The organism is Streptomyces globisporus C-1027 (assembly GCF_000261345.2).
GTDB lineage: Bacteria > Actinomycetota > Actinomycetes > Streptomycetales > Streptomycetaceae > Streptomyces > Streptomyces pakalii.
This window is the reverse complement of sequence record NZ_CP013738.1, coordinates 3,388,147-3,414,337: the sequence shown is the minus strand read 5'-3', so window position 1 is coordinate 3,414,337 and position 26,191 is coordinate 3,388,147. Positions and strand designations below refer to the sequence as shown.

At 71.3% G+C, this 26,191-nt stretch carries 28 protein-coding genes; 17 read left to right on the top strand and 11 right to left on the bottom strand.

The genetic code is table 11. The features are described 5' to 3' along the window. Positions 1–43: 43 nt before the first annotated feature. The 3 genes from WQO_RS14670 to WQO_RS14660 all read right to left on the bottom strand — a co-directional run bounded on the left by WQO_RS14670 (position 44) and on the right by WQO_RS14660 (position 2,263). Entirely contained in the window at positions 44–661 is a 618-nt protein-coding gene (locus WQO_RS14670; protein ID WP_010063969.1) for a dihydrofolate reductase family protein, read from the bottom strand. A gap of 111 nt (positions 662–772) precedes the next feature. Then, on the bottom strand, positions 773–1,423 hold the full coding sequence (locus tag WQO_RS14665; protein ID WP_010063968.1) for an HAD family hydrolase: 651 nt from the start codon (positions 1,421–1,423) through the stop codon (positions 773–775). 99 nt (positions 1,424–1,522) lie between these two features. Beyond that, the gene (locus WQO_RS14660; RefSeq protein ID WP_010063967.1) at positions 1,523–2,263 is read right to left on the bottom strand and encodes a GntR family transcriptional regulator; all 741 of its coding nucleotides are present in this window, start codon (positions 2,261–2,263) and stop codon (positions 1,523–1,525) included. A 343-nt stretch (positions 2,264–2,606) separates the two neighbouring features. Between WQO_RS14660 and WQO_RS14655 the strand changes: the two genes are divergently transcribed. The 5 genes from WQO_RS14655 to WQO_RS14635 are packed head-to-tail and all read left to right on the top strand — an operon-like array spanning position 2,607 to position 7,659. Continuing rightward, complete coding sequence (locus WQO_RS14655) at positions 2,607–3,755, top strand: extracellular solute-binding protein (RefSeq protein WP_010063966.1); 1,149 nt, start codon at positions 2,607–2,609, stop codon at positions 3,753–3,755. Positions 3,756–3,757: 2 nt separating this feature from the next. Beyond that, on the top strand, positions 3,758–4,717 hold the full coding sequence (locus tag WQO_RS14650; protein ID WP_010063964.1) for an ABC transporter permease: 960 nt from the start codon (positions 3,758–3,760) through the stop codon (positions 4,715–4,717). Further along, positions 4,714–5,571 (top strand): ABC transporter permease, encoded by an 858-nt coding sequence (locus WQO_RS14645; RefSeq protein ID WP_010063962.1) that lies wholly within the window; start codon positions 4,714–4,716, stop codon positions 5,569–5,571. Before WQO_RS14650 ends, WQO_RS14645 begins: the two co-directional genes overlap by 4 nt. Beyond that, a complete protein-coding gene (locus tag WQO_RS14640) occupies positions 5,568–6,641 on the top strand; it encodes an ABC transporter ATP-binding protein (RefSeq protein ID WP_010063961.1) in 1,074 nt (357 codons plus the stop codon). The genes WQO_RS14645 and WQO_RS14640 overlap by 4 nt, the downstream gene beginning before the upstream one ends. A gap of 19 nt (positions 6,642–6,660) precedes the next feature. Continuing rightward, positions 6,661–7,659 (top strand): endonuclease/exonuclease/phosphatase family protein, encoded by a 999-nt coding sequence (locus tag WQO_RS14635; RefSeq protein WP_010063960.1) that lies wholly within the window; start codon positions 6,661–6,663, stop codon positions 7,657–7,659. A 73-nt stretch (positions 7,660–7,732) separates the two neighbouring features. On the opposite strand, the gene WQO_RS14630 is transcribed toward WQO_RS14635, so the two are convergent. After that, positions 7,733–8,491 (bottom strand): SDR family NAD(P)-dependent oxidoreductase, encoded by a 759-nt coding sequence (locus tag WQO_RS14630; protein ID WP_010063959.1) that lies wholly within the window; start codon positions 8,489–8,491, stop codon positions 7,733–7,735. A gap of 168 nt (positions 8,492–8,659) precedes the next feature. Here WQO_RS14630 and WQO_RS14625 point away from each other — a divergent pair, with 168 nt between their 5' ends. Beyond that, positions 8,660–9,367: an AAA family ATPase gene (locus WQO_RS14625; RefSeq protein WP_010063958.1), complete on the top strand. Its 708-nt coding sequence runs from the start codon at positions 8,660–8,662 to the stop codon at positions 9,365–9,367. Between the two features lie 11 nt (positions 9,368–9,378). Here the strand turns inward: WQO_RS14625 and WQO_RS14620 are convergent, their stop codons facing one another. After that, a complete protein-coding gene (locus tag WQO_RS14620) occupies positions 9,379–10,113 on the bottom strand; it encodes a Mut7-C RNAse domain-containing protein (protein WP_010063957.1) in 735 nt (244 codons plus the stop codon). Positions 10,114–10,199: 86 nt separating this feature from the next. Continuing rightward, a complete protein-coding gene (locus WQO_RS14615) occupies positions 10,200–11,021 on the bottom strand; it encodes an AraC family transcriptional regulator (RefSeq protein ID WP_029182672.1) in 822 nt (273 codons plus the stop codon). A gap of 96 nt (positions 11,022–11,117) precedes the next feature. On the opposite strand from WQO_RS14615, the gene WQO_RS14610 reads away from it, so the two are divergent. Beyond that, positions 11,118–11,705, top strand: coding sequence for a TIGR03086 family metal-binding protein (locus tag WQO_RS14610; RefSeq protein ID WP_029182671.1), 588 nt, complete (start codon positions 11,118–11,120; stop codon positions 11,703–11,705). Here the strand turns inward: WQO_RS14610 and WQO_RS14605 are convergent. Next, on the bottom strand, positions 11,629–11,964 hold the full coding sequence (locus WQO_RS14605) for a hypothetical protein (protein WP_010063954.1): 336 nt from the start codon (positions 11,962–11,964) through the stop codon (positions 11,629–11,631). The two genes, WQO_RS14610 and WQO_RS14605, sit on opposite strands and share 77 nt — an antisense overlap. 180 nt (positions 11,965–12,144) lie before the next feature. Continuing rightward, positions 12,145–12,729, bottom strand: a complete 585-nt coding sequence (locus WQO_RS14600) for a hypothetical protein (protein ID WP_073780093.1) — start codon at positions 12,727–12,729, stop codon at positions 12,145–12,147. 296 nt (positions 12,730–13,025) lie between these two features. On the opposite strand from WQO_RS14600, the gene hemL reads away from it, so the two are divergent. Continuing rightward, positions 13,026–14,333: a glutamate-1-semialdehyde 2,1-aminomutase gene (gene hemL, locus WQO_RS14595; RefSeq protein WP_029182670.1), complete on the top strand. Its 1,308-nt coding sequence runs from the start codon at positions 13,026–13,028 to the stop codon at positions 14,331–14,333. Beyond that, the gene (locus WQO_RS14590) at positions 14,330–15,058 is read left to right on the top strand and encodes a histidine phosphatase family protein (protein WP_010063951.1); all 729 of its coding nucleotides are present in this window, start codon (positions 14,330–14,332) and stop codon (positions 15,056–15,058) included. The genes hemL and WQO_RS14590 overlap by 4 nt, the downstream gene beginning before the upstream one ends. Before the next feature lie 211 nt (positions 15,059–15,269). Here WQO_RS14590 and WQO_RS35990 read toward each other — a convergent pair whose 3' ends face one another. Then, positions 15,270–15,515, bottom strand: a complete 246-nt coding sequence (locus tag WQO_RS35990) for a hypothetical protein (protein ID WP_073823705.1) — start codon at positions 15,513–15,515, stop codon at positions 15,270–15,272. Between the two features lie 24 nt (positions 15,516–15,539). On the opposite strand from WQO_RS35990, the gene WQO_RS14580 reads away from it, so the two are divergent. The 6 genes from WQO_RS14580 (at position 15,540) to ccsB (ending at position 22,534) form a co-directional block, all read left to right on the top strand. Beyond that, positions 15,540–16,661, top strand: coding sequence for an alpha/beta hydrolase-fold protein (locus WQO_RS14580; protein ID WP_058953989.1), 1,122 nt, complete (start codon positions 15,540–15,542; stop codon positions 16,659–16,661). Between the two features lie 278 nt (positions 16,662–16,939). After that, positions 16,940–18,196, top strand: coding sequence for a polysaccharide deacetylase family protein (locus WQO_RS14575; RefSeq protein WP_010063948.1), 1,257 nt, complete (start codon positions 16,940–16,942; stop codon positions 18,194–18,196). Positions 18,197–18,263: 67 nt separating this feature from the next. After that, entirely contained in the window at positions 18,264–18,866 is a 603-nt protein-coding gene (locus WQO_RS14570) for a TlpA family protein disulfide reductase (RefSeq protein ID WP_010063946.1), read from the top strand. A 4-nt stretch (positions 18,867–18,870) separates the two neighbouring features. Continuing rightward, positions 18,871–19,653 (top strand): cytochrome c biogenesis CcdA family protein, encoded by a 783-nt coding sequence (locus tag WQO_RS14565; RefSeq protein ID WP_010063945.1) that lies wholly within the window; start codon positions 18,871–18,873, stop codon positions 19,651–19,653. A gap of 5 nt (positions 19,654–19,658) precedes the next feature. Beyond that, complete coding sequence (gene resB, locus WQO_RS14560) at positions 19,659–21,458, top strand: cytochrome c biogenesis protein ResB (protein ID WP_010063944.1); 1,800 nt, start codon at positions 19,659–19,661, stop codon at positions 21,456–21,458. Further along, on the top strand, positions 21,455–22,534 hold the full coding sequence (gene ccsB / locus WQO_RS14555) for a c-type cytochrome biogenesis protein CcsB (protein ID WP_010063943.1): 1,080 nt from the start codon (positions 21,455–21,457) through the stop codon (positions 22,532–22,534). The genes resB and ccsB overlap by 4 nt, the downstream gene beginning before the upstream one ends. A gap of 82 nt (positions 22,535–22,616) precedes the next feature. On the opposite strand, the gene WQO_RS14550 is transcribed toward ccsB, so the two are convergent. Further along, on the bottom strand, positions 22,617–22,970 hold the full coding sequence (locus WQO_RS14550) for a PLD nuclease N-terminal domain-containing protein (RefSeq protein WP_010063942.1): 354 nt from the start codon (positions 22,968–22,970) through the stop codon (positions 22,617–22,619). A 155-nt stretch (positions 22,971–23,125) separates the two neighbouring features. Here WQO_RS14550 and WQO_RS14545 point away from each other — a divergent pair, with 155 nt between their 5' ends. Continuing rightward, complete coding sequence (locus WQO_RS14545; protein ID WP_010063941.1) at positions 23,126–24,583, top strand: menaquinone biosynthesis decarboxylase; 1,458 nt, start codon at positions 23,126–23,128, stop codon at positions 24,581–24,583. Continuing rightward, positions 24,580–25,500, top strand: coding sequence for a menaquinone biosynthesis prenyltransferase MqnP (gene mqnP, locus WQO_RS14540; protein ID WP_010063940.1), 921 nt, complete (start codon positions 24,580–24,582; stop codon positions 25,498–25,500). Before WQO_RS14545 ends, mqnP begins: the two co-directional genes overlap by 4 nt. A 24-nt stretch (positions 25,501–25,524) precedes the next feature. On the opposite strand, the gene WQO_RS14535 is transcribed toward mqnP, so the two are convergent. Then, entirely contained in the window at positions 25,525–26,157 is a 633-nt protein-coding gene (locus WQO_RS14535) for a rhomboid family intramembrane serine protease (protein WP_010063938.1), read from the bottom strand. Positions 26,158–26,191: the final 34 nt, after the last annotated feature.

Below are 26,191 nucleotides of genomic sequence, written 5' to 3'. Positions count from 1 at the left end.
TGATCGGGGGCATTGGAGTGGGGCGCGGGTCCGCCGGACCCGCCTACTCCCGGGCCCCGTAAGTCGCGTAGTCCGGCGTCCCCGTCACCGTGAGGATGTGGACGGAGACGCCCGCCGGGGTCGTCCGCTGTTCGGTGAGGTGCAGGCCCGTCGGGGTGCTGCCGGCCGGGAACAGGCGGCGGCCCTCGCCGAGCACGACCGGGGCGATGGCGAGGCGGAGTTCGTCGACCAGGCCCGCGGCCAGGAGGGACTGGGTCAGGCGTGCGCTGCCGTGGATCTGGAGGTCCCGGCCGGGGTGCCGTTTCAGGGCGGCCACCTGGGCCGGGACGTCGCCGGAGAGGATCGTCGTCGGGTTCCACGTGGCCCCGGCCGCGGTCAGGGCGTTCGAGGCCACGTACTTCGGCAGACCGTTCAAGATGCCCGCGAAGGGGTGGTCGGTCATCCTCGGCCAGTCCCGGGCGAAGTTCTCGTAGGTGCGGCGGCCGAAGAGGAACGCGTCCGCCTCGGCCAGCCATTCACCGGCCAGCCGCTCGAACGCCTCGTCCAGGTGCGGCACGAACCAACCGCCCCGGGTGAACCCGTCGCTGGTGTCCTCGTCCGGCGCCCCCGGGCCCTGGGACACGCCGTCGAGCGTCAGGAACTCCTGCACCACCAGCTTCATCGCGCGCCTCTTCTGCGTGGGGCTGCCGCCGGTCGGTTCGGCGGTCGGGGCACCTTCTGTCCGTATTTCCTAGCACGGTGTGAGCGGGCCGCGGGGATCGCCGGGCGGCTCCTACCCCACCGCGTCCGCCAGGTCCGCCTCCGTCAAGGACGCGACCAGGACCGTGCGCGGGCCCGGTTCGATGCCGGGTACCGACGGGACCGCGAGCAGGCGGCAGCCCGCGGCCAGGGCGGCGGAAGCGCCCGTCGGGGTGTCCTCGACGGCCAGGCAGTCCTGCGGGGCCACCCCGAGTGCGGCCGCCGCGGCCAGGTACGGGTCGGGGTGCGGCTTTCCGCGCGTCGTCTCGCCCGAGGCGACCGACGTGTCGAAGCGGTGCCGGCCCAGCGTGTCCAGCACCAGGTCGGCCACATGCCGCTCGGACGCGGTCACCAGGGCCGTCGGTACGCCGAGGGCGCGCGCCCGGTCCAGGAGCCGGAGGGCGCCCGGCTGGACGGTCACCCCGGCCGCCACCCGTGCGGTGAACTCCTGGTCGAGCCGTGCGAGCGTTTCCGCCGGGGACAGCGCGGTGAGGCCGTCGCGCACGAGGCGGTCGGCCGCATCGGCCAGGGCGGCGCCCGCGAACGGGGCGAGGGTGGTCGCGCCGGCCGGGGAGCCCTGCGTCCGCAGGAAGCCGGCGACGGTGTCCAGCCAGGCGTGCTCGGTGTCGACGAGGGTGCCGTCCATGTCGCAGAGCAGGGCGGCGGGGCGGGGGAGCGGGGGCATGCGGGGCTCGCTGTTCCTGGGAGTGGCTGTTCCTGGGGTGGCTGCTTCGGCGGGGCCGGGGGCTTCCTCGTACGCGACTCGGCGTGCGCCGTCCTGCCGTCAGTCCGCCGCCGTTCGCACCAACGGGTTGGCCTGCACCGAGTTGCGTACGGTGAAGACGACCGAGCCGGGGCGGTAGCGGTCGTCCGAGGTCTCCACCGGGCGGCCCTCGGACGTCGTCGTCGTGCGGCGCACCCGCAGCAGCGGGGAGCCGCGTCGCACGCCCAGCTCCCGGGCGTCCGTGGTGCCCGCGGCGACCGCGTCCAGGTGGTGTTCGCCGTGGCTCATGACCACGCCGGCCGTCTCGTACAGGCTCTGGGTGACCGACTCGCAGTCGTCCGGCAGCGCCTCGACGGCCGCCGCGGCCCACCCGGCGTACACCGTGCGTTCCAGGAGCGCCGGTTCGCCGTCCAGGGTGCGCAGCCGCAGGACGTTGAGGACCGTCTCGCCTGGTACGAGCTGGAGTTGGGCGGCCTGCGCCTCGGTCGCCTTCGCGCGGTGCGATCGGAGCACCAGGCCGCCGGGGGCGCGGTCGCCCGCCCTGGCCCACTGGGCGAAGCTGCGCAGCTCGGTGAAGCTCTGGCTGGGTGTGGTGGACAGGACCGTCCGGCGGGCGCCCTGCCGGGAGCCGATCAGACCCTCCGACTGGAGGGTGCCGAAGGCCTGGCGGAGAGTACCCCTGGACACCCCGTGGGCCAGGGCGAGTTCGGACTCGGACGGCAGCTCGGAGCCCACGGGGTGGGTGCCGTCGGCGATGGCGCGGCGCAGCTCCTCGGCGATCTGCTGGTGCCGTCGGGTCACGTCTCTCCTCGGGGAGTCGGGGGAGTCAGCGGACTTGGGGGAGTCACGGGGCGTCCTGGGGCTTCGGGGTGGCGCGGGGGTGGATGCCCGGGGCGATCATGTCATTCGCGCGAGGTGTTCCGCATCTTCCGGACTGTGCGCAATGGATACCCCCCGTGAAGAGCGAACCCTGCGCCTTACCAGTTTGGGGGAAGGTAAACCTACGTCTTCATAACGCTTCTGACCTGCACTTTTTCCAGCTCCAAACCTTTACCTGCCGGTTGCCTGGCTGCTAGCTTCGGCTGGCTTACTGACGATGGCTTGTCCATACAGGTGGCTCGCCTCAGACCCAGGAGTACGCATCGTGAAGGCACACCATCCCCGCCGCGTCCTGACCGCCGCGGCCCTTGTCGGCCTCACCGCCCTGGTGGCCACCGGCTGCGGCTCCGCACCCGACAACGCCGGCGGGCAGAACAGCAAGGCGGCGAAGGCGGAGTCGGCGGCGGACCTCGGCGGTATGGAGAAGCTCGTCGCGGCGGCGGAGAAGGAGGGCAAGCTCAACGTCTACGCCCTCGCGCCGGACTGGGCCAACTACGGTGAGATGATCGCGGCGTTCGAGAAGAAGTACGCCATCGAGGTCAACAACGAGGACCCGGGCGGCAGCAGCCAGGGCGCGCTGAACGCGGCGGCCAAGCGCAAGGGCCAGGCCCGGGCCGTCGACGCGCTGGACCTCGGCACCTCGTACATGCAGGACGCCAAGAAGCAGGGACTGCTCGCTCCGTACCGGGTCGCGGGCTGGGACGCCATCCCGGACGCGCAGAAGCAGCCGGACGCCTCCTTCATGAACAACTACGGCGGCTTCATCTCCATCGGCTGCGACGCCAAGGCCGTGAAGAACTGCCCGGAGACCTTCAAGGACCTCCTCAAGCCCGAGTACCGGAACAAGGTCGCGCTCAACGGCGACCCGACCGAGTCCAGTTCGGCGCTGGCGGCGGTGGTCGCGGCCTCGCTGGCGAGCGGCGGCTCCCTCGACGACGCGCAGCCGGGGCTCGACTTCTTCCAGGAGCTGAAGAAGAAGGGCAACTTCGTCCCCGCGAAGTCCACGCTCGCCACCATCCAGCAGGGCGAGACGCCGATCTCGATCGACTGGGACTACCTCAACCTGGGCTACGGCGAGAAGCTGAAGCCCAAGGGCGTCGACTGGCAGGTCGCGGTGCCCGCCGACGGGCTGTACTCCCGCTACTACAACCAGGGCGTCAACAAGCACGCCCCGCACCCGGCCGCCGCCCGTCTGTGGCTGGAGTTCGTCTACAGCCCCGAGGGCCAGAACATCTGGCTGAAGGGCTTCTCGCGCCCGGCGCTCCTCGACGCGATGAAGAAGGACGGCACCGCCGACAAGGCCGCCGTCGCCGCGATCCCCGAGGTCGACGGGGTGCCCGAGGAGCCGACCGTGGAGCAGGAGGCGAAGGCCAAGGAGACCGTCGTCCAGGGCTGGGGCAAGGCGGTCAGCTGACCATGCCCGACCAGACCGCACTTCCCGCCCCCGCCGCGGGCTCCGTGCCCGTGGCGGGCGCGGCCGCCCCCGCGCCTCCCGCCCCGGACGTCCGGGGCGGCGGGGCCCCTCGCCGCCGTGGCGCGCGGCCCCACCGGTGGCCCGTCGTCGTCCCGTTCTTCGCGTTCCTCGCGGTGTGCTTCGGGCTGCCCGCCGGAACCATGGTGTACGGGGCGTTCACCGTCCTGGACCCGGAGAGCGGTGCGAGCCGCTTCTCCACCGAGAACGTCAGCGGCTCGCTCTCCGGCGCGTACGCCACCGGGCTCACCGGCAGCGTCGAACTCTCCCTTTTCACAGCTCTGTTGGCGACCGTGATCGGCACCCTGATCGCCCAGGCCGTCGTCACCTCGCCGCGGCCGGCGCTGCGCGGGATCGTCGTCTCCGCGAGCGGGGTCCTCGCCAACTTCTCCGGTGCCCCGCTCGCCTTCGCGTTCATCGCGACGCTCGGCACGACCGGCACGGTCACCCAGCTGTTCCACCTGGACCGGACCGGCTTCAGTCTCTACAGCTTCACCGGCCTGGTGCTGGCCTACCTCTACTTCATGGTCCCGCTGATGGTGGTGACCGTGCTGCCCGCGCTCGACGGGCTGCGCTCCCAGTGGCAGGAGGCCGCCGCGTCCTGCGGGGCGACCCGGGGGCAGTACTGGCGGCACGTCGGCATCCCGGTGCTGACGCCGTCGCTGCTCGGCGGCGCGGTGCTGATGTTCGGTACGGCGTTCGCCTCGCACGCCACCGCGGCCGTGATGGTCGGCTCCTCGCAGCCGCTGATCACCATCCAGATCGCCAACGCCCTCAACGGCAACGTCTTGGTGGGCCAGGAGAACCTGGCCCTCGCCATGAGCCTCAACATGGTCGTGATCGCGCTGCTCGTGATGGCCGTACAGATACCGCTGCAGCGCAGGAGTGCCCGATGGCTCGGATGAAGTTCACCTCGCGGGCCGTCGTCCTGCCGCTGGCCGCGCTGTACTTCCTGGTCCCCATCGGCGCCTCGATCTGGTTCAGCGTCAACGAGGTCGAGGGCATCAGCTTCGACGCGTACACCCAGGGCCTCGGCACCGAGGGGCTGACCACCAGCCTGATGCTCTCGGTACGCCTCGGCCTCGCCACCATCGTCTGCGGGCTGCTCCTGATGGTGCCGACCCTGGTCGCGGTCGCGCTCTATCTGCCGGGGCTGCGCCGGACCGTCGAGATCCTGTGCATGATGCCGCTGGTCGTCCCGCCGATCGCGCTGGTCGCGGGCGTCACGACGGTGCTGTCCTGGGAACAGGACCTGGCGGACACGCCCCTCTACATGACCTTCCAGATGCTGCGGGACGAGAACTTCCCGCTGGTCCTGGTCCTCGTCTACACGGTGATGTCCCTGCCGTTCCTGTACCGCTCGCTGGACGCCGGGCTGCGCGCCGTGGACCTGCGCACGCTCGTCGAGGCCGCCCGCAGCCTGGGCGCGTCCCGGCTGCAGACCCTGTGGCAGGTGATCGTGCCGAACCTGCGGACCGCCGTGGTGGGCGGCGCGGTCCTCAGCCTGGCCATGGTGCTCGGCGAGTACACCGTCGCCTCCGTGCTCTCCTACCGCCCGTTCTCCGTCTGGATGGTGGAGATCAAGGACTCCGAGGCCCAGCTCTCGGTGGCGGCCGCCATGCTGAGCCTGCTGATCACCTGGGGGCTGCTGCTCCTGCTCACCACCCTGGCGGGCGGCCGCGGCCGTCGCCGTACGCCCCTGAAATCCGGCAGCGAGAACCGCGAGAGCCGCGACAACCGAAAGAAGACCGTGTCATGACCGTCTCCGTGCATCTCAGGAATCTGCGCCGGGAGTTCGGCTCCACGGTCGCGCTCGACGGACTCGACCTGGACATCGCCCCCGGCGAACTGGTCGCCCTGCTCGGCCCGTCCGGCTGCGGCAAGACGACCGCGCTGCGCATCGTCGCGGGCTTCGAGACCGCCGACGGCGGCGAACTGCTGATGGACGGCGAGGACGTCACCTCCGTCCCGGCCAACCGCCGTGACATCGGGATGGTGTTCCAGTCGTACAGCCTGTTCCCGAACATGACGGCCGCCGAGAACATCGCGTACGGCCTGCGGGTACGGGGCCGGGGCACCGCCGAACGCACGGCGCGGGCCGGGGAGTTGCTGGAGCTGGTCGGGCTGCCGGGCCGCGAGGGCGACTACCCGCACCAGCTCTCCGGCGGCCAGCAGCAGCGCGTCGCCCTCGCCCGGGCCCTGGCGATCTCGCCCAAGGTGCTGCTGCTGGACGAGCCGCTGTCGGCGCTCGACGCCAAGGTGCGGCTCACGCTCCGCGAGGAGATCCGGCGCATCCAGCTGGAGTTGGGCATCACCACCGTCTTCGTCACCCATGACCAGGAGGAGGCGCTGTCCATGGCGGACCGCGTCGCCGTGATGAAGGACGGGCGGCTCGAACAGTGCGCCGCGCCCGGCGAGTTGTACGACCGCCCGGCCACCCCGTTCGTCGCCGAGTTCGTCGGCACCATGAACCGGCTGCCGGGCACGGTCCGGGACGGCGGGGTCGTCGAGCTGTTCGGGCGCAGGCTGCCCATCCACGGCGAGCGGCCCGCCGTCGGCGCCGAGGTCGACGTCCTGCTGCGCCCCGAGGGGCTGGCGGTGGGCGCCGCCGACGACGGTGCGGGCGCCCCCGCGACCGTACGGGTGGCGACCTTCCTCGGCGCGACCACCCGGCTGCACCTGACCACCGATTCCGGAGCCGTGTGCAAGGCCGACCTGCCCAGCTGGGAGGCGTCAGCGCTGGCCCCGGGAGCCCGCTGCACGATCACCCCGCACGAGAACCCCGTGCTCGTCGCCGAGCGAGCCGGTGCCCCGTCCCTCAAGGTGTAAGTGAAGGAGTGAGCAACCAGTGAGCGCCAAGCGTCGTGTGTTCCTGTCCGCCACCGGAGCGGTGGTCGCCCTCGCCGCGACCGCGGCCGTCGCGGTCGCCGGGCCCGAGGCGAAGCCCGACGGGCCCTCCGGGTCCGGAAAGCCCGGAAAGCCGGCCGCCGCGAGCGAGCTGCGCGTCATGACCCTGAACCTCTGGCACGGCGGTGCCAAGGTCGACGACGGTCTGGCCAAGCAGCTGGCCGTCATCAGGAAGCACCGGCCCGACGTGGTCGGCCTCCAGGAGACCTCCGGGCACTCCGCGAAGGAGATCGCGGAGGAACTCGGCTGGGACCACTGGCAGTCGGACGCCGACCTGGGCATCATCAGCCGCTTCCCGTTCACCTCCGAGGTCGAGACCAGCCAGGCCGCGGCGGGTGTCCGCATCCGGATCGACGAGGCCACCGGCCAGGAGGTCGAGCTCTGGACGGCGCACCTCGGCTACGACCCGTACGGCCCGTACGACGCCTGCTTCGACGGGATGGCCGTGGAGGACATCTTCCAGCGGGAGGCCCAGTCCGGCCGCACCCCGCAGGCCGAGGCCATCGCCAAGGACCTCGCGCCGAAGATCGCCGCCGCCGACGAGACGCCGGTGCTGCTGGTCGGCGACTTCAACACGCCGTCGCACCTGGACTGGACCGAGGCGACCAAGGACAGCCACTGCGGCTACGGGCAGGTCGACTGGCCGGTGACCAAGATCTTCGAGAAGGCCGGTCTCCAGGACTCCTTCCGGGAGGCCAACCCGGACCCGGCGGCCGTGCCGGGCAACACCTGGTCGCCCGTCTACCCGAAGCACGAGGGCTCCACGGGCGTCGACGAGCCGCAGGACCGGATCGACTTCATCGACTACGCGGGCGACAAGCTCACGGTGAAGGACTCGGTGTCCTTCGTCGAGGGCGACCCGAAGCCGGTGCCGGACCAGGCCGGCAACGCGTGGCCGACGGACCACGCGGCGGTGCTGACGACGTTCACGGTGGGCTGAGGCCGAGGCGCGGCGGACGGGGCCCGGGACCGGTACGCCGGTCCTGGGCCCCTCTGCTCACCGGCTCACGGGCTCACAGCGTCCGGTGCACCTTCGTGTTGGAGGCCTGGGCGCGCGGGCGGACCACCAGCAGGTCGATGTTGACGTGGCTGGGGCGGGTGACGGCCCAGCCGATCGTGTCGGCCACGTCCTCGGCGGTCAGCGGAGCGTCGACGCCCGCGTAGACCTTGGCGGCCTTCTCGGTGTCGCCGCGGAAGCGGGTGGTGGCGAACTCCTCGGTCCTGACCATGCCGGGGGCCACCTCGATGACGCGGACCGGGGTGCCGACGATCTCCAGGCGCAGGGTCTCGGCGAGGACGTGCTCGCCGTGCTTGGCCGCGACGTAACCCCCGCCGCCCTCGTACGACGACAGCGCGGCGGTCGAGGAGAGGATCACGATCGTGCCGTCGCCGCTCGCGGTGAGCGCGGGCAGCAGGGCCTGGGTGACGTTGAGCGTGCCGATCACGTTCGTCTCGTACATCTGCCGCCAGTCGGCGGGGTCGCCGGTCGCCACCGGGTCGGCCCCGAGCGCCCCGCCCGCGTTGTTGACGAGGACGGCGAGGGAGCGGAACGCGGTCGCGAACTCGTCGACCGCCGCCCGGTCGGTGACGTCCAGCGCGTACGCCGTCGCCTGGTGGCCGGCCTCGTTCAGCTCGGCGGCCAGCGCCTCGATGCGGTCCTTGCGGCGGGCGGTCAGCACGACCCGGAAGCCTTCGGCGGCCAGCGTACGGGCGGTCGCGGCGCCGATGCCGCTGCTCGCGCCGGTGACGACGGCGATGGGGGTGGCGGCCATGGCGGATCTCTCCTCGGACTGCTGATGCGGACTGCTGATGCGGACTGCTGATGCGGACTGCTGATGCGTGCTGCTGACGCGGAACGCTGATGTGGACTGCTGATCGGGTACGGGCCAAGGATAGGCAGGCGCCTCCGGGTGAGCCGCGGGCCCCGTCATCATGGGCGGATGATCGTCGAACGCGCCTACGCCCATGTGTACGACCCCGACCCGGACGCCTGGCCGTGGACCGTGCCCGGTGTGCGGCAGTTCCTCGCCGAGGGGCTGCGGTTCCGGGCCCCGGTGACCTTCCTCGTCGGCGAGAACGGCTCGGGGAAGTCGACGCTGGTCGAGGCCTTGGCCGAGGGGTTCGGGCTGGACTCGTACGGCGGTTCCGCCGACTGGAAGTACGCCACCTCGCGGGGCAAGTCCGTGCTCGGGGAACGCGTCCGCTTCGACTCGGCACCCCGGGGGCGGCGGATGATCGGCAGCCGCGCCGCGCGCAAGGGGTTCTTCCTGCGCGCGGAGACCGCCCTCGACGCGCTGGAGCGGGAGAGCCTGGATCCGGACTCCCGCAGCCACGGGGAGGGGTTCCTCGCCGCGTTCCGGGAGAAGTTCACCGTGCCGGGGCTCTACGTCCTGGACGAGCCCGAGGCCGCGCTCTCCTTCGCCTCGTGCCTCGAACTGCTGGGACACCTCGACCAGTTGGTCAAGGCGGGCGGCCAAGTGGTGTGCGCCACCCACTCGCCGCTGCTCACCGCGCTGCCGGGTGCCGACATCGTGCAGCTGGGGGAGGGCGGCATGGAGCGGGTGGGCTGGGCGGACCTGGAGCTCGTCGACCACTGGCGCCGCTACCTCGCCGACCCGCAGGCCTACCTGCGGCACATCCTCGGCTGAGCGCCTCGGCTCTACGCCGGCGCGCCCCCGAACTCGCGGACGGCCTCGGACACGATCGTCTCCAGATGGCCGTGGTGGGCGCCGCGCCAGTACACCCGGGAGCACTCCGTGCACTGGGCGAACACGTCGTACGCCTCCTGCGTGCCGTGCTCCAGCAGACCGCTCACGGAGTCCTTGGCGGCCCCGACCAGGATTCCGTTGCACGCGGTGCAGCGCGACCACGGGTCCAGGGCCGGGGCGAAGCGGCCGAGGACGTCGCGGAGCTGCTCCTTGGGACGGTCGCTGTAGACGTACGCCCCCGCCCAGATCTCGCGGCGGCGCAGCAGCCCGCGGTCCCGGGAGAGCAGGACCCGCCGCTCGCGCGCGGAGAGGGTGGCCAGGGCGGGGTCGCCGATGTCCTCGCTCTCGTACGCCGCGTCGACGCCCAGCAGCCGCAGCCGGCGGGCCAGGGTGCCGAGATGGACGTCGAGGAGGAAGCGCAGGGGCGCGCCGGGGACCCGCTGGGGGCGTTCCACCGCGCGTACGTCGACGTGTTCGCCGGGGCCCGGCACGTGCGAGCGGGCCACCGGGGCGCCGTTCACCAGCAGCGACCCGGCCTCGGTGAGCGGGACGCCGAGGGACTCGATGACATGGCCGAGGGTCGAGACGCCGTCCGTGACGAGGGGCGTGGGCCCGCCGCGCCGCTCGTGCGGGACGAAGAGCCGCAGCTCAGGGGCTACTTCGAGGGTGATCTCGGGTCCGTTCACCCGGTCAGGATGCCACCGGGGCGGGAGGGCCTGCCAGGCATTTGGCGGGGGCGCGGCGGGGCGCGCGGGTGTGCGTCCTGGCCGGTTCAGTGCGGGGCGAACGCCGTCGGGGGTACGCCCACCGTCGCGGTGAAGTCCCGCACCAGGTGGGCCTGGTCGCTGTAGCCGAGGTCGGCGGCGAGTCGCGCCCAGTCGACCTCCGGGCCGGATTCGGCGGCCTCCAGCGCCTCGTGGATGCGATAGCGGAGGATGACCCACTTGGGGCCGACGCCGACGTACGCCGAGAACAGCCGTTGCAGGGAGCGGGCGGAGAGTCCGGTGTCCCGGGCGAGCCCGTCCACCCGGCGGACCGTGCGGTCCGTGCGCACCCGGTCGACGGCGGCCATCGCGAGAGCCGCCCGGGGATCGGGGCGCGGCTCCAGCGCCAGCAGGAAGGCGTCCAGCGCCGCGACGCGCGCGTCCTCGTCGTCCGGGCCGAGGACCGCGTCGACGGGCGGCGGCAGCCGCAGCACCTCGGCGGCGTCGGCGTGCACCCCGGTCCAGGCGGAGACCGGGTGCCCGGGGGCGAACGGGCGGAAGCCGCCGGGCCGGAACTGCACCCCGCAGACCCGGCCGCGCCCGGCCAGCTTCCGGGTGAAGAGCCCGGGGTCGACGCCCGCCACCTCGGCGTACCCGGAGCGCTCCCGGAGGCTGTCCCCGGCCTCGTACCGCTGGCAGACCAGGTTCACCGACGGGTGCGGGACGACATGGGCGGCGTACGGCTCGGCGAGGTCCCAGTCGATCAGCCAGTAGTGCTCCAGGTACGGGCGGAGCGCGGCGGCGGGCTCGCGGCGGCGGAAGCGGACGTGCGCGAAGAGGTCCGGGGCGTCGACGATGCCCCGGGTGTCGCGGCGCGGTCCGGCAGCCATGACCACGATGGTAGTGAGACTCCGATGTCAGTGCGGCTCCGGACGGCTGTCGTGTTTCTTCAAGACGCGGGCAGCGGGGCGGCGCAGGGTGGGGGCATGACTCAGACGATCGGTGAACTGCTGGAGACCGCCGCGGCCCGGGCCCTGCCCGTGGTGCGGGGGATCGACGACGCGCGGCTGGGCGGCCGTACGCCCTGTGCCGAGTACGACGTACGGGCGCTGCTGAACCACCTGTTCCTGGTGGTCGTGAACTTCCAGGCGCTCGCGGCCCGCGAGGACGTGGATTTCACGCAGGAGCCGGACTTCGTGGCGGACGGCGACTGGCGGGGCAGGTTCGGTGACGAGACGGCCCGGCTGGTGGAGGCGTGGAGCGTGCCGGGGGCCGAGGAGGGCACGACGGGGCAGATGGGGCTGCCGGCCCGGACGGTGGGGCTCATGGTGCTCGGCGATCTGACCGTGCATGCCTGGGACCTGGCGCGGGCGACGGGCGGGGACTTCGTGCCGGAGCGGAGCGTGCTGGACGAGGTGGGCCCGGGGCTGGCGGCGATGGCTCCGCAGGCCCGGGAGATGAAGGTGTTCGCTGAGCCGTTCCCGGTGCCGGAGAGCGCTACGGCCTTTGAACGGCTGCTGGCGGTGACGGGGCGCGATCCGGGGTGGACGCCGGGCGGGACGGCCGGGAGCTGAGCGCGGCGGGCGGGCCGTCGGGGCCCGGAGCGGACGAAGTGGCCGGGGCGTCGTAGAGGGGGCCGAGAGCGGCGTACGCGTCGTCGACGATCTCCTCGGCCAGCAGCAGCATGTCCTGCTCCGCCAGCCGGGCCGCCCGGTGGGTGTACGGGGACGGTGGCGCCGGATGCCTGCGGCGCCACCAGCAGTCGCAGGCGGCGTAGATGCCGCCGCCGAAGACGAGCACGGGGATGGACAGGGCCAGCAGAACGTCGCCCACGGCGGACCTCCTCGATGGGTCGGTGTCCTGTCCATCGGCGCGCGGGGCAGGTTGGCTGAAGACCTGCCGTCGGCCAAATCTCCCGTGGTTCTGGCTGGAATTTGACCGGATGTGTGCACGTGGGTGCGTCTGTTTGAACGCTTCGACCGGCTGTGCGGCCGGGCTTGGGTGATCCGCGGATCAGGGCCAGACCAGGCAGTACGCCTGATGTCCCGCGTCGTGCAGGCGGTGGGAGAAGTCCTGCCACTCGTGGAGCAGCTGGTAGACGTTGAACGCGTCGCGCGGGCCGCCGCGGTCGGGGACCGTGGACCAGATGAAGGCCGCCGCGCCGACCGACTCCTCGCCGACGCCGCGCAGCGGGTCGACGACGGTCATCGGGAGCTTGACCACGGCGTAGTCGGGGTGGAGGACGACCAGTTCCAGCGGGGGGACCTTGTGCAGGGGTATGCCCTGGATGCCGGTGAGGACCATGGCGGCCACGGTCTCCGGCTTGATCTTGGTGAACATGCCGCCCATGCCCAGCTCGTCGCCGCCGAGCTCCTCCGGGCGCATCGAGATGGGCACCCGCGCGGCGGTGGCGCCGTCCGGCGCGCCGAAGTACTTGTACGTCACCCCCATCCCGCCCCCGCTCCTGGTCCCGGGGGGCGGCGTACTCTCCGCGCCCCTGCTCTGTGCGCGCTCGGCCCTGCGCCGGTGCCGCCCTCGCCGGGCAGGCTCGGGCCCCAGGTCGTCGGTCCCTTCGCCCACTCCGCCACCGCGATGCATATCTCATCCACCCGACTACTTCTTAGGAGACACAGCCCCCGCCGCGCAACCCGATCATCGTGTCAGTGACCTCCCCCGCGGGCGTGCGGTGAAACACCTGTCCGCAAAGACCGTCCGTGCCTCTGACACCATGGCATGGGTGAGCTTTCCCTATGACGCCCCAGTTTCGCAGACGTGAGAGCGCTGACGCTCTTTCGTGATACGAGGGGAGAGCCCTCCCTGCTCACCGGTGGCCGAGATTGTTTGGGATTTCCCGGCCCGGCCTCCCGACACCCGAATCGCAGATCAGGACCAAAGTGGCGTATTCATACGAAGCCCCAGTTTCGCAGTCGCTGTTCGACCGGGCGTCCGTCGTGACGCCCGGCGGCGTGAACTCTCCCGTGCGTGCCTTCCGGGCCGTGGGCGGTACGCCCCGGTTCATGGTCTCCGGCGCCGGTCCGTACCTCACCGACGCCGACGGCCGTGAGTACGTCGACCTCGTCTGCTCGTGGGGGCCGATGATTCTCGGCCACTCTCACCCCGAGGTCATCGCCGCCGTCCAGGAGGCGGTCTCCCGGGGGACCTCCTTCGGTACGCCGGGCGAGGGCGAGGTCGCGCTCGCCGAGGAGATCGTGGCGCGGATCGAGCCCGTCGAGCAGGTGCGCCTGGTCTCCTCCGGTACCGAGGCGACGATGTCGGCGATCCGGCTGGCCCGCGGTTTCACGGGCCGGGCCAAGGTCGTGAAGTTCGCCGGCTGCTACCACGGCCACGTGGACGCGCTGCTGGCCGCCGCCGGGTCGGGCGTGGCCACCTTCGGGCTGCCCGACACCCCCGGTGTCACGGGCGCCACGGCCGGGGACACCGTCGTGCTGCCGTACAACGACCTGGACGCGGTCCGCGCCGCCTTCGCCGCGCACCCGGGCGAGATCGCCTGTGTGATCACCGAGGCCTCGCCCGGCAACATGGGCGTCGTCCCGCCGGCGGACGGTTTCAACGCCGGGCTCAAGGAGCTGTGCGCGGCCAACGGCGCGCTGTACATCTCCGACGAGGTCATGACGGGCTTCCGTACGTCGAAGGCCGGCTGGTACGGCGTCGACGGCGTCCGGCCCGACCTGATGACCTTCGGCAAGGTCATGGGCGGCGGCTTCCCCGCCGCGGCCTTCGGCGGCCGCGCCGACGTGATGGCGCACCTGGCCCCGGCCGGCCCGGTCTACCAGGCGGGCACCCTCTCCGGGAACCCGGTCGCCACCGCCGCCGGGCTCGCCCAGCTGCGACTGCTGGACGACGCGGCGTACGCGAGGATCGACGCGGTCTCCGCCGAGCTGCGCTCCCTGGTGGGCGACGCGCTCGGCAAGGAGGGCGTCGCGCACACGGTGTCCGCCGCGAGCAACATGTTCTCCGTCTTCTTCACGGACCAGCCGGTCCGGAACTACGACGACGCCAAGCAGCAGGACGTCTTCCGCTTCACCGCGTTCTTCCACTCCATGCTGGAGCAGGGCGTCTACCTGCCGCCCTCGGCGTTCGAGTCCTGGTTCGTCTCGACGGCCCTCGACGAGCGGGCGATCGAGCGCATCGCCGCCGCCCTGCCCGCCGCCGCCCGCGCCGCATCGGAGGCCACCGCATGAGCGAGAAGACCACCGGACCCGAAGGCGTCGACCGCGACGAGCAGTTGACCGTGGTGCACGTGGTCCGGCACGGCGAGGTGCACAACCCGGACGGCGTGCTCTACGGCCGCCGCCCCGGCTACCACCTCTCCGACCTGGGCCGGAAGATGGCCGACCGGGTCGCCGAGCACCTGGAGAAGCGCGACGTCACCCATGTCGTCGCCTCCCCGCTGGAGCGCGCCCAGGAGACCGCCGGCCCCATCGCGCAGGCGCACGGCCTGGACCTGGCGACCGACGCCCGGCTGATCGAGGCCGCCAACGTCTTCGAGGGCAAGACCTTCGGCGTCGGCGACGGCGCGCTGCGCAAGCCGGACAACTGGAAGCACCTCACCAACCCGTTCAAGCCGTCCTGGGGCGAGCCGTACATCGAGCAGGTCGTCCGGATGATGGGCGCGATCGACACGGCGCGGGACGCGGCGCGCGGGCACGAGGCGGTCTGCGTCAGCCATCAGCTGCCGATCTGGATCCTGCGGTCCTTCGTGGAGCGCCGCCGCCTGTGGCACGACCCGCGCAAGCGGCAGTGCACGCTGGCCTCGCTGACCAGCTTCACCTACCGGGGCGACACGATCGTCTCGGTCGGCTACTCGGAGCCGGCCCGGGACCTGGTGCCCGTGCATCTGCTGGCCGGGGCCAAGCCGGTGAAGGGGAAGGCCGCGAAGGGCCAGTCGAAGGCGTTCGGGGCGTAGCCGACGCCGGACGGGACGACGACAGGACGAGACGGACCCACGGGACCGGCTGCCGCACACCGCGGCGGGCGGTCCCGTCCCTTTTCCCGTACCAGCTAACGGTTTCCCGTACCAGCTAACGGTGAGTTAGGTCAGGCTAAGCTAACTCACCCCCAGGCGGGCAGGCCGACGGCCTGCCGGGCCCTGCCGGTTCCCGTGGGGCTCGTCGTGGTCACGGACGCCTGCGACGAAACGGTGGAACGATGATCCGTAACTCGGCGGACGCCGCCCCCGCCCGGCCACCGGCCCCCGGCTCGCCCGGCTCGCCCGGCAGCTCGAAGCCGCCCGGGATGCCGTCGCCCGCACCGCCCTGACCGAGGCGTTCTGGGACGAGGCCGCCCGCACCGGCACCCCGCTCGTCGAAACGCTCGACGACGCCCCCGGCCACCGCGCCGTCGCCTTCCTCTGGCGCGGCCACCGCGCGACCCGCCAGGTCCTCCTGATGGCGACCGGCATCGGCGACCGCGACCGGCCGGCCGACAGCCTCCTCCACCACCTCCCGGGCACCGACATCTGGTACCTCGGCTACCGGCTGCGCGCCGACCACCGCGGGTCCTACCGCCTGGTGGCCGACATCTCACCCGGCCCCGCGCCCGCCGATCCCGTACGGCTCCAGCGGCGGCTGGCCGGGCTGATGGCGCACGGGGTGGCCGACCCGCTCAACCCCCGCCGCCTGCCGGTCCGCCGGCGTGCGGTGGAGAGTTCGGTGTTCGCCCTGCCGGAGGCCCCGCCCCAGCCGTGGGCGGGCCGCCGGGACGGTATCCGGCGGGGGACCGTCGAGCGGCACACCGTCACCGGCCACGCCCTGGGCGAGGAGCGCGAGGTCTGGACGTACCTCCCACCGGAAGGCGTGGATCTCCCGCCGGAACCCGCGAGCGGCGGCGACGCCGATGTCCACAGTGGCCCGCTGCCGGTGCTCGTGCTCGGCGACGGCGACATGTGGTTCGGGCGGCTCGGCTTCCAGGACACGCTGGACGCCCTGATCGCCGACGGGGCCCTCCCGCCGCTCGTCGTCCTCTCCCCGGACGCCGTCGACGCCGCGGCCCGGCGGCGGGACCTGGGCGGGCGGGAGGCGTTCGCCGCCTTCCTCGCCGAGGAGTTGCTGCCCTGGGCGCGTGCCCGGTGGCCGCTGACCGCCGACGCGGACCGGACCGTCGTCGCCGGGCAGGGGTCCGGCGGGACGGTGGCGCTGTACGCCGGCCTCACCCGGCCCGGCCGCTTCGGCCGGGTCCTCGCCCAGTCGCCCTCGCCCGGCGGGCATCCCGAGGACGGGACGTACGACGACGGGAGCGCGGCGCCCGCCTCCGGGCAGCGGGCGTACGGCGGCGAAGGACCGGGCCCCGCCCCCGTCGTCCACCTCGGCCTCGGGCTGCACGACGGTCCCGCCTCGGCCGAGCACGGCGAGGCCCACGTCCGGGCGCTGCGCGCCCGCGGGCACCGGGTCCACCGCACGGTCCACAACGGCGGCCGCGACCACGCCTGCTGGCAGGGGCTGCTCACCGAGGCCCTGGTGGAGACCTTCCGGGAGGAGCGGCCCGCGAACGGTCTTCGCGTCCGCGCATGAGTTCGACGGGCCGGGGAAGCCGACCCGTCGAACCGCTGTCCGCCCGATCCGCGATCCCGATCCGTCGGCCTGCGGCAGAACTGCGGAGGGCCGTTCCCGCGTCCCCCTTCAGGGCTGCCCGTGAGGGCGTGCGAGAGCCGTACGGGCGCCTCGTCGCGACCGGAAGGTAAAGCGTAAAGAAAGTCCCCAAATATACGGAACCGACGTGTTACACGCCTCATCTAACCCTTCAGCAGTTTGTATGGGCTTGAGATAAAACGACCGCAGATGGGGACGGTATGCGCGACATCAATCGAAGGGGCCTGCTCGGCGCAGGGCTCGGGGCCGCAGCCGCGATCGGACTCGCCGGCTGTGGCACCTCCGGATCCTCCGGTGACGGAGGGTCCCACCGAGGTGACAAGGGCGACGCCGGCACCGGAGGCAACGGCAGCGGAAACGGTTCGCCGAAGAACAAGGTCCGGCTGATCGGTGACGGCTCGACGGCCGACACCGGCAAGCAGCCCCACCAGCCCGAGGCCCCCGTCCCGCTCGAACCCGGCCAGAAGCCGCCACAGTTCGTGATCTTTTCCTGGGACGGTGCGGGCGAGGTCGGCAACGGGCTCTTCCCGCGCTTTCTCGAACTCGCCAAGGAACACGACGCGGCGATGACGTTCTTCCTCTCCGGGCTCTATCTGCTGCCCGAGTCGAAGAAGTCCCTCTACCGTCCGCCGAACAACCCCCGGGGCGCCTCCGACATCGGCTATCTCACCGATGATCACGTCAAGGACACACTGAAGTACGTACGTCAGGCGTGGCTGGACGGCCATGAGATCGGCACCCACTTCAACGGGCATTTCTGCGGCGGTTCCGGTTCCGTGGAGCGCTGGACTCCGGCGCAATGGCACAGCGAGATCAATCAGGCTGTGTCGTTCGTCACGGAATGGCGGACCAACACCGGCTGGGAGAACGAGGAACCGCTTCCGTTCGACTATCGCAAGGAACTGGTCGGCGGCCGCACCCCCTGTCTCCTCGGCCAGGACAATCTCCTGCCGACCGCGAGCAAGCTGGGCTGGCGCTACGACGCCAGCTCGCCCGGCGGCCGCCAGACGTGGCCCGTGAAGCGCGGCGGAGTCTGGGATCTGCCGCTGCAGGCGATGCCGTTCCCCGGCCACTCCTTCGAGGTCCTCTCGATGGACTACAACATCCTCGCCAACCAGTCGCAGAATTCGACCAAGGGCATGCCCTCGCGCTATCCGGGCTGGCGCAAGCAGGCCACCGACGCCTATCTCGCCGGATTCCAGCGCGCCTACGAGTCGAATCGCGCGCCGTTCTACATCGGCAACCACTTCGAGGAGTGGAACGGCGGCATCTATATGGACGCCGTGGAAGAAGTGATCAAGAAGGTCGCGGACAAGGACGACGTCCGTCTCGTCTCGTTCCGGCAGTACGTCGACTGGCTCGACGCCCAGGACCCCGCCGTGCTCGCCAAGCTCCGCACACTGGAGGTCGGACAGGCGCCCGCAGGCGGCTGGAACTCCTTCTTTAAACAGGCTTGACAAGGGGCTTTACGGGCACCGAGGGGGGCGCGCAGATCCCCGGAAACTGCCATGCGAAACTTTTCACATGAGCTTTGGCCGCGCGTCCCGACGCCGCTTCACCCTGCTCGCCGCCACCGCCGTGGCCGGTGCCCTCACGCTGTCCGCGTGCGGCGACGGCAACAAGGCCGGGGGTGGCGGCAACACCAACTTCATCACCGGCAGCGGGGGCGTCTCCACCGTCGCGAAGGCCGACCGGGTGGCCGCACCGAAGCTCGACGGCAACAGCCTGGAGGGCAAGCCGCTCGACCTCGCCGACTACCGGGGCAAGGTCGTCGTGCTCAACGTCTGGGGCTCCTGGTGCGGCCCCTGCCGGCTGGAGGCGAAGTACTTCGCGCAGGTCTCCGAGGCGACGAAGGCCAAGGGCGTCCAGTTCGTCGGGATAAACACCCGGGACCCCGAGCGGGACAAGGCGATCAACTTCGAGAAGGACTACGGGGTGAAGTACCCCAGCTTCTACGACCCGATCGGCAAGCTCATCCTCCGCTTCCCCAAGGGCACCCTGAACCCGCAGGCCATCCCGTCCACCGTGGTCATCGACCGGGACGGGAAGATCGCGGCCCGCACGCTCCAGGCGCTGAACGGCGACGAGCTGCGCAAGATGATCGACCCGATCATCGCGGAGAAGTGATCCGGTGATCCCCCTCGCCGCCCACCACGAGACCGTCACGCTGGCCGCGTACAACGACACCGTCCTGTCCGGGGCGCTGCTGGTCGCTCTGCCGCTCGCCCTGCTGGCCGGTCTCATCTCCTTCTTCTCGCCCTGCGTCCTGCCGCTGGTCCCCGGCTATCTGAGTTACGTCACCGGAGTCAGCGGCACCGACCTGGCCGACGCCCGCCGGGGCCGGGTGGTGGCCGGCGCCTCGCTGTTCGTCCTCGGCTTCACCGTGGTGTTCGCCTCCACCGGCGCGCTCTTCGGCTACTTCGGCCAAGAACTCCAGGCGCACTCCGAGGTGCTCAACAAGGTCCTCGGCGTCCTGATGATCCTCATGGGCGTCTTCTTCATGGGGCTCCTGCCGGGCGTGACGCAGCGCGAGTTCCGCTTCCACAAACGGCCGGTGACCGGACTGGCCGGCGCACCCCTGCTCGGCGCCCTGTTCGGAATCGGCTGGACCCCGTGCATCGGCCCGACGCTCTCCTCCGTGCTGGCGCTCTCGACCCAGAGCGCCACCGCCGGACGCGGCGCGATACTGACCGTCGCGTACTGTCTCGGACTCGGTGTCCCGTTCGTCCTGGCCGCCGTCGCCTTCCGCAGGGCGCTCGGCGCGTTCGGCTGGGTCAAGCGCCACTACGCATGGGTGATGCGGATCGGCGGCGGCATGATGATCGTGACTGGAATCCTGCTGCTGACCGGCGTGTGGGCCACGCTCATGCAGCAGATGCAGAGCTGGTCCAGCGGCTTCGTTGTAGGGATCTGAGTCCAATGAGCAAGGCGAACAGCACCAGCACGCGGCAGCGCGAGGAGGAGGACGAGCAGGGCTCCGCCCACGGCGCGGCCGGGGAACAGCTCTCCACCGCGCCCCGCGAGGAGCGCCCCGACACCGGGGCGGGCGTCCCCGCGATGAGCGTGATCGGCTGGGTGCGCTGGTTCTGGCGGCAGCTGACCTCGATGCGGGTGGCGCTGATCCTGCTCTTCCTGCTCTCCCTCGGGGCGATCCCGGGGTCGCTGATCCCGCAGACCAGCGTCGACGACATGAAGGTGCAGGCCTTCAAGGAGCGGCACACCACGCTCACCCCGGTCTACGAGGCGCTCCAGCTCTTCGACGTCTACAGCTCGGTGTGGTTCTCCGCGATCTACATCCTGCTGTTCGTCTCGCTCATCGGCTGCATCGTCCCGCGCACCGGCCAGTTCGTCGGCCAGCTCCGCAGCCGCCCGCCGGGCGCGCCGAAGCGGCTGACCCGGCTGCCCGCGTACACCACGTGGCGCACGGAGGCCGATCCCGAGGAGGTCCGGGCAACGGCTCTCCGGCTCCTGCGGGGGCGGCGCTTCCGCGGCCACGAGGTGGGCGACGCGGTCGCCGCCGAGAAGGGCTACCTCCGCGAGGCCGGGAACCTGGTCTTCCACATCGCCCTGATCGTGATGCTGATCGCCTTCGCCTCCGGGCAGCTCTTCAAGTCCGAGGGCGGCAAGCTGGTTGTCGAGGGCGACGGCTTCTCCAACACCCTCACCCAGTACGACGACTTCAAGTCGGGCTCGCTCTACGACTCCGACTCGCTGGCCCCGTTCAGCTTCGTCCTGGACGACTTCGTCGGTACGTACGAGAAGAGCGGCCCGCAGCGCGGCACCCCGCGCACCTTCGAGGCCCGGGTGACGTACGCCGAGGGGGCCGAGGGCACGGAGCGCAAGGGCGTCATCAAGGTCAACGAACCGCTCGTCGTGGACGGCACCAAGGTCTATCTGATCGCCCACGGTTACGCGCCCGTCGTCACCGTCCGGGACGGCAAGGGCAAGGTCGTCTCGAAGTCCGCCGTCCCGTTGCTGCCGATCGACAACAACATCACCTCGTCCGGTGCGATCAAGGTGATGGACGGCTACAAGGACAAGAACGGCAAGAAGACCCAGCTGGGCTTCAAGGCGTTCTTCGTGCCGACCTTCGCCGGTCACGGCAAGGGCCAGATGTTCTCGCAGTTCCCGGCGCTGGACTTCCCGGTGCTGGCGCTCAGCGCCTACCAGGGTTCGCTCGGCGTCGACTCCGGGCTCGCGCAGAACGTCTACCAGCTCGACACGTCCAAGATGAAGGAGTTCAAGGACAAGGACGGCGAGCTGCTCAAGAAGATGCTGATGCCCGGCGAGAAGCTGGACCTGCCCGACGGCGGCGGTTCCATCACCTACGAGGGCACCGAGGAGTGGGCCAGCTTCCAGATCTCGCAGCAGCCGGGCAACGGCTGGGCGCTCGGCGGAGCGGTCGCCGCCATCGCCGGACTCGCCGGATCGCTGTTCATCCAGCGCCGCCGGGTCTGGGTGCGGGCGGTCCGGGGCGCCGACGGCGTCACGGTCGTGGAGATGGCGGGCCTGGGCCGCAGCGAGTCCGCGAAGCTCCCCGAGGAACTGGGCGACCTGTCGGCCGCCCTCGTCACGACGGCGCCCGTCGCCCCCGTCGCGCCGGAGAAACCGGACGCGGCGGACACGCCGGACGGTTCCGCCGGGACCGATGCCACCAACGAGGCCGGGAGCCGGCCCGTACACCCTGCCGAAGCACCTGCCGAAGGGGCTGAGAAGTGAATCTCGCCGCCGCAACCAACGAGAGCCTGGCTGAAGCCAGCAATGTGCTGATCTATTCGTCGATGGCCGTCTACACCCTGGCGTTCTTCGCGCACATCGCGGAGTGGGTCTTCGGCAGCCGCAGCAAGGTCGGCCGCACCGCCGCCGCGCTGTCCACCTCCTCGGCCAAGGCTTCCGCCGCCCCCGCGGTGAAGGCGCAGGCCGGTGGCACGGCCGTGCTGGAGCGGCCCGAGGTCATCACCCGGTCCGCCGCCGGTACGCGTGACGTGCCCGACGGCCCGGGTGCGGCGGGCGGCACGTTCAAGGGCGACCTGTACGGCCGGATCGCGGTCTCGCTGACCGTGGTGGCCTTCCTCGTCGAGGCGGGCGGGGTCATCACCCGCGCCCTGTCGGTGCAGCGGGCCCCCTGGGCCAACATGTACGAGTTCTCCATCACCTTCTCCACGGTGGCGGTCGGCTCCTACCTGGTGCTGCTCGCGCTGAAGAAGAACGTCCGCTGGATCGGCCTCCCGCTGGTCACCACCGTCCTGCTGGACCTCGGTATCGCGGTCACCACGCTCTACACCGACAGCGACCAGCTGGTGCCCGCCCTGCACTCGTACTGGCTGTGGATCCACGTCTCGACCGCGATCCTCTGCGGCGCCGTGTTCTACCTCGGCGCGGTCGGCACGATCCTCTACCTCTTCCGCGACAGCTACGAGAACCAGCTCGCCTCCGGCGGCACGCCCGGGAAGTTCGCGTCCTCGGTCATGGAGCGGCTGCCCTCGGCGTCCTCGCTGGACAAGTTCTCCTACCGGATCAACGCGGCCGTCTTCCCGCTGTGGACGTTCACGATCATCGCCGGGGCGATCTGGGCGGGCGACGCCTGGGGCCGGTACTGGGGCTGGGACCCCAAGGAGGTCTGGTCCTTCATCACCTGGGTCGCCTACGCCGCCTATCTGCACGCCCGCGCCACCGCGGGGTGGAAGGGCCGCAAGGCCGCCTACCTGGCGCTCCTCGCCTTCGCCTGCTGGCTGTTCAACTACTACGGCGTGAACATCTTCGTCTCCGGCCTGCACTCCTACGCGGGAGTCTGAGCAAGCCCGACCGGACACGCAACGGCTCCCCGGACGGATTCTCGTCCGGGGAGCCGTTGCGTCGTGTGCCGGTGGTGAGCCGTCAGGACGTGGGCGGGGTCTTGTCGTCGGGGCTCGTGCCGTCGCGCCTGCCCGGCTCCTCCCCGGCCTCCGCATCGGGCTTCTTGTCGTCCTTCAGGGACTTCAGGAAGTCCGGGTTGTCGTCCGGGGCCACCCACTGCTGCCGCCTGCCCCGCTGCCACGAGGAGGGCCCGGCGCCCCCGGCCCGGTTGCGGCGGTTCTTGCCGGCGACGAGCCAGACGACCGGGCCGACGATCCAGAACAGCAGGATGATGAAGACCCAGGCGATCTTCGGCAGATGCTTGGTGTCCTCCTCCGAGGTGTTCAGGCAGTCGATGAACGCGTAGATCGTCAGAGCCAGCGGGACGATGAACATCAGGGCTCTCATGGGTGCGTCCCCCAGGAAGTGGCGGCGGGCGGGACGATTGCCCCGTATCGCCGCCAGGGTACCGGCTCGTCATGAAGGATCCGGGGCGCGGGACGGGGGAGCCCCGGCGGGCCCGCGGGGGCGGGGATGACAAACTGGACCGCATGGCTTACGACGATCTTCGCTCCCTGCTCCGGGCTCTTGAGCGCGATGGTGATCTCAAGCGCGTCAAGGTCGAGGTCGACCCCCACCTGGAGGTCGGCGAGATCGTCGACCGGGTGAACAAGGCGGGCGGTCCGGCCCTGCTGTTCGAGAACGTCAAGGGGTCCTCGATGCCCCTGGCCATGAACGTCTTCGGCACCGACCGGCGCCTGCTCAAGGCCCTCGGGCTGAAGTCGTACAGCGACATCAGCGACAAGATCGGCGGGCTCCTCAAACCGGAGCTGCCGCAGGGCTTCGTCGGCGTACGGGAAGCCTTCGGGAAGCTCGGCTCGATGGTGCACGTGCCGCCGAAGAAGGTGAAGTCCGGCGACGCGCCCGTCCAGGAAGTGGTGCTGACCGGCGACGACGTCGACCTGGACCAGCTGCCCGCGCTGTTCACCTGGCCCGAGGACGGCGGATCGTTCTTCAACCTGGGCCTCACCCACACCAAGCACCCCGAGAACGGCGTCCGGAACCTGGGCCTCTACCGGCTCCAGCGCCACGACAAGCGCACCATCGGGATGCACTGGCAGATCCACAAGGACAGCGCCAACCACTACCAGGTCGCGGCGAGGCGCGGTGAGCGGCTGCCCGCCGCCATCGCCTTCGGCTGCCCGCCCGCCGTCACGTACGCCTCCACAGCGCCGCTGCCCGGGGACATCGACGAGTACCTCTTCGCCGGGTTCGTCCAGGGCAAGCGGATCGAGATGGTCGACTGCAAGACCGTGCCGCTCCAGGTCCCCGCGCAGGCGGAGGTCGTCATCGAGGGCTGGCTGGAGCCGGGCGAGATGCTGCCCGAGGGCCCGTTCGGCGACCACACCGGCTTCTACACCCCGCAGGAACCGTTCCCCGCACTGACCATCGACTGCGTCACCATGCGCAAGCGGCCGCTGCTCCAGTCCATCGTGGTGGGCCGGCCGCCGACCGAGGACGGGCCGCTGGGCCGGGCCACGGAGCGGTTCTTCCTGCCGCTGCTGAAGATCATCGTGCCGGACATCGTGGACTACCACCTCCCCGAGGCGGGCGGCTTCCACAACTGCGCGATCGTCTCGATCGACAAGAAGTACCCGAAGCACGCCCAGAAGGTGATGAGCGCGATCTGGGGCGCGCACATGATGTCGCTGACCAAGCTGATCGTGGTCGTCGACTCCGACTGCGACGTCCACGATCTGCACGAGGTCGCCTGGCGGGCGCTCGGCAACACCGACTACGCCCGCGATCTCACGGTCGCCGAGGGCCCGGTCGACCACCTCGACCACGCCTCCTACCAGCAGTTCTGGGGCGGCAAGGCCGGGATCGACGCCACGAAGAAGCTGCCCACCGAGGGCTACACCCGGGACGGCGGCTGGCCGGAGATGGTCGTCTCCGACCCCGAGACGGCGGCGAAGGTCGACCGCCGCTGGAAGGAATACGGGCTGTGAGCAGTGCGGCAGAAGCGGCGTCCGTCCAGGGCCCCGCACCCTCCAGCAGCAAGGTGAAGGCCTTCCTGCGGCTCGTGATGATCGAGCACTCGGTCTTCGCGCTGCCCTTCGCCTACATCGCCGCGCTGACCGCGATGTTCCAGCTGGACGGCACGATCCACTGGGGTGTCCTGCTGCTGGTCACGCTGGCGATGGTGGGGCTGCGGACGTTCGCGATGGCCGCCAACCGGATCATCGACCGGGAGATCGACGCCCGGAACCCGCGCACCGCGGGCCGTGAGCTGGTGACGGGCGCGGTGTCGGTGAAGTCCGCGTGGACCGGCGCGATCGTCGCGCTGGCCGTCTTCCTGGGCGCCGCCGCCCTGCTCAACCCGCTCTGCCTGGTGCTCGCACCGGTGGCCGTCGTCCCGATGGTGGTCTACCCGTACGGCAAGCGGTTCACGAACTTCCCGCACGCCATCCTGGGGCTCGCCCAGGCCATCGGCCCGGTCGGCGCGTGGCTCGCGGTGACCGGCAGCTGGTCGTGGGACGCGGTGATCCTCGGGCTCGCGGTGGGGATCTGGATCGGCGGCTTCGACCTGATCTTCGCCTGCCAGGACGTGGCCGCCGACCGGGCCCACGGGGTGCTCTCCTTCCCGGCGCGCTTCGGGATCCCGGCCTCGCTGTGGGGCGCGCGGGTGTGCCACGCGGTCACGACCGGGCTGCTGGTGTGGTTCGGTCTGGTGACGGACGCCGAGGTCTTCTACTGGATCGGCATGGCGATCGTCGCGGTGGCGTTCGTCTACGAGCACCGGGTCGTGCGGCCGCACGACCTGTCCCGGCTGAACCGGGCGTTCTTCTCGGTGAACGGCTTCATCGGCATCGCGCTGTTCGCCTGCGCGCTGCTGGATCTGCTGGCGCGGGGCCTGACCCCGTAACGCCCCTGGTACGTCGAGGGAGCCTCAGACCGTGACCAGGTTGTCCGGTCCGCGGCGCGCGGACGGGCGGCGGAAGAGGAACGCCGCCGCCACGCCGCCGATGAGCCCGAACAGGTGCCCCTGCCAGCTGACGCCCGACTGGGTCGGCAGGACGCCCCACAGCAGCGAGCCGTAGACCACGGCGACGCCGACGCCTATGAGGATGTCCCAGGGGCGGCGGTCCACGAAGCCGCGGACCAGCAGATAGCCGAGCAGCCCGAAGACCACGCCGGACGCGCCGAGCGTGATCGTGTTCTCCGGGGCGGTCACCCAGACGCCGAGGCCGCTGGCCACGATGATCGTGCACACGACGGCCGCGAACCGGCGCAGCCCCGCGAGGGCGGCTATGAAGCCGAGGACCAGCAGCGGGACGCTGTTGGAGGCCACGTGCTCCCAGCCGCTGTGCAGGAACGCGGCGGGCACCACGTCCCGCAGCTCGGACATCTGGCGCGGGCTGATGCCGTACGTGTCGAGCGCGTGGCCCGTGGCCACGTCGATCCCTTCGAGGACCCACAGCAGGGCCACCCAGCCCGCCATCAGCAGCCCGGCGGTCAGGGCCCGCGCGCTGCCGGTGGTGCCGTGGTCCGTGGTGCGGTCGGTGGTCCAGTAGTCGCCCATGGTCTGCCCCTGCCCCCGGGTTGCCCGTCATCCG

Bases quoted from the DNA above. Each gene is read 5' to 3' on its own strand.
- WQO_RS14550 (WP_010063942.1), bottom strand. From the start codon at position 22,970: ATGTTCATCGTCCCGCTGGCTCTGACGATCTACGCGTTCATCGACTGC.
- WQO_RS14670 (WP_010063969.1), bottom strand. From the start codon at position 661: ATGAAGCTGGTGGTGCAGGAGTTCCTGACGCTCGACGGCGTGTCCCAG.
- WQO_RS14650 (WP_010063964.1), top strand. From the start codon at position 3,758: ATGCCCGACCAGACCGCACTTCCCGCCCCCGCCGCGGGCTCCGTGCCC.
- WQO_RS14570 (WP_010063946.1), top strand. From the start codon at position 18,264: ATGAGCTTTGGCCGCGCGTCCCGACGCCGCTTCACCCTGCTCGCCGCC.
- WQO_RS14590 (WP_010063951.1), top strand. From the start codon at position 14,330: ATGAGCGAGAAGACCACCGGACCCGAAGGCGTCGACCGCGACGAGCAG.
- WQO_RS14545 (WP_010063941.1), top strand. From the start codon at position 23,126: ATGGCTTACGACGATCTTCGCTCCCTGCTCCGGGCTCTTGAGCGCGAT.
- WQO_RS14610 (WP_029182671.1), top strand. From the start codon at position 11,118: ATGACTCAGACGATCGGTGAACTGCTGGAGACCGCCGCGGCCCGGGCC.
- WQO_RS14535 (WP_010063938.1), bottom strand. From the start codon at position 26,157: ATGGGCGACTACTGGACCACCGACCGCACCACGGACCACGGCACCACC.
- WQO_RS14630 (WP_010063959.1), bottom strand. From the start codon at position 8,491: ATGGCCGCCACCCCCATCGCCGTCGTCACCGGCGCGAGCAGCGGCATC.
- WQO_RS14600 (WP_073780093.1), bottom strand. From the start codon at position 12,729: ATGCATCGCGGTGGCGGAGTGGGCGAAGGGACCGACGACCTGGGGCCC.
- WQO_RS14665 (WP_010063968.1), bottom strand. From the start codon at position 1,423: ATGCCCCCGCTCCCCCGCCCCGCCGCCCTGCTCTGCGACATGGACGGC.
- WQO_RS14645 (WP_010063962.1), top strand. From the start codon at position 4,714: ATGAAGTTCACCTCGCGGGCCGTCGTCCTGCCGCTGGCCGCGCTGTAC.
- resB (WP_010063944.1), top strand. From the start codon at position 19,659: ATGAGCAAGGCGAACAGCACCAGCACGCGGCAGCGCGAGGAGGAGGAC.
- WQO_RS14625 (WP_010063958.1), top strand. From the start codon at position 8,660: ATGATCGTCGAACGCGCCTACGCCCATGTGTACGACCCCGACCCGGAC.
- WQO_RS14615 (WP_029182672.1), bottom strand. From the start codon at position 11,021: ATGGCTGCCGGACCGCGCCGCGACACCCGGGGCATCGTCGACGCCCCG.
- WQO_RS14580 (WP_058953989.1), top strand. From the start codon at position 15,540: ATGGCGACCGGCATCGGCGACCGCGACCGGCCGGCCGACAGCCTCCTC.
- WQO_RS14575 (WP_010063948.1), top strand. From the start codon at position 16,940: ATGCGCGACATCAATCGAAGGGGCCTGCTCGGCGCAGGGCTCGGGGCC.
- WQO_RS14640 (WP_010063961.1), top strand. From the start codon at position 5,568: ATGACCGTCTCCGTGCATCTCAGGAATCTGCGCCGGGAGTTCGGCTCC.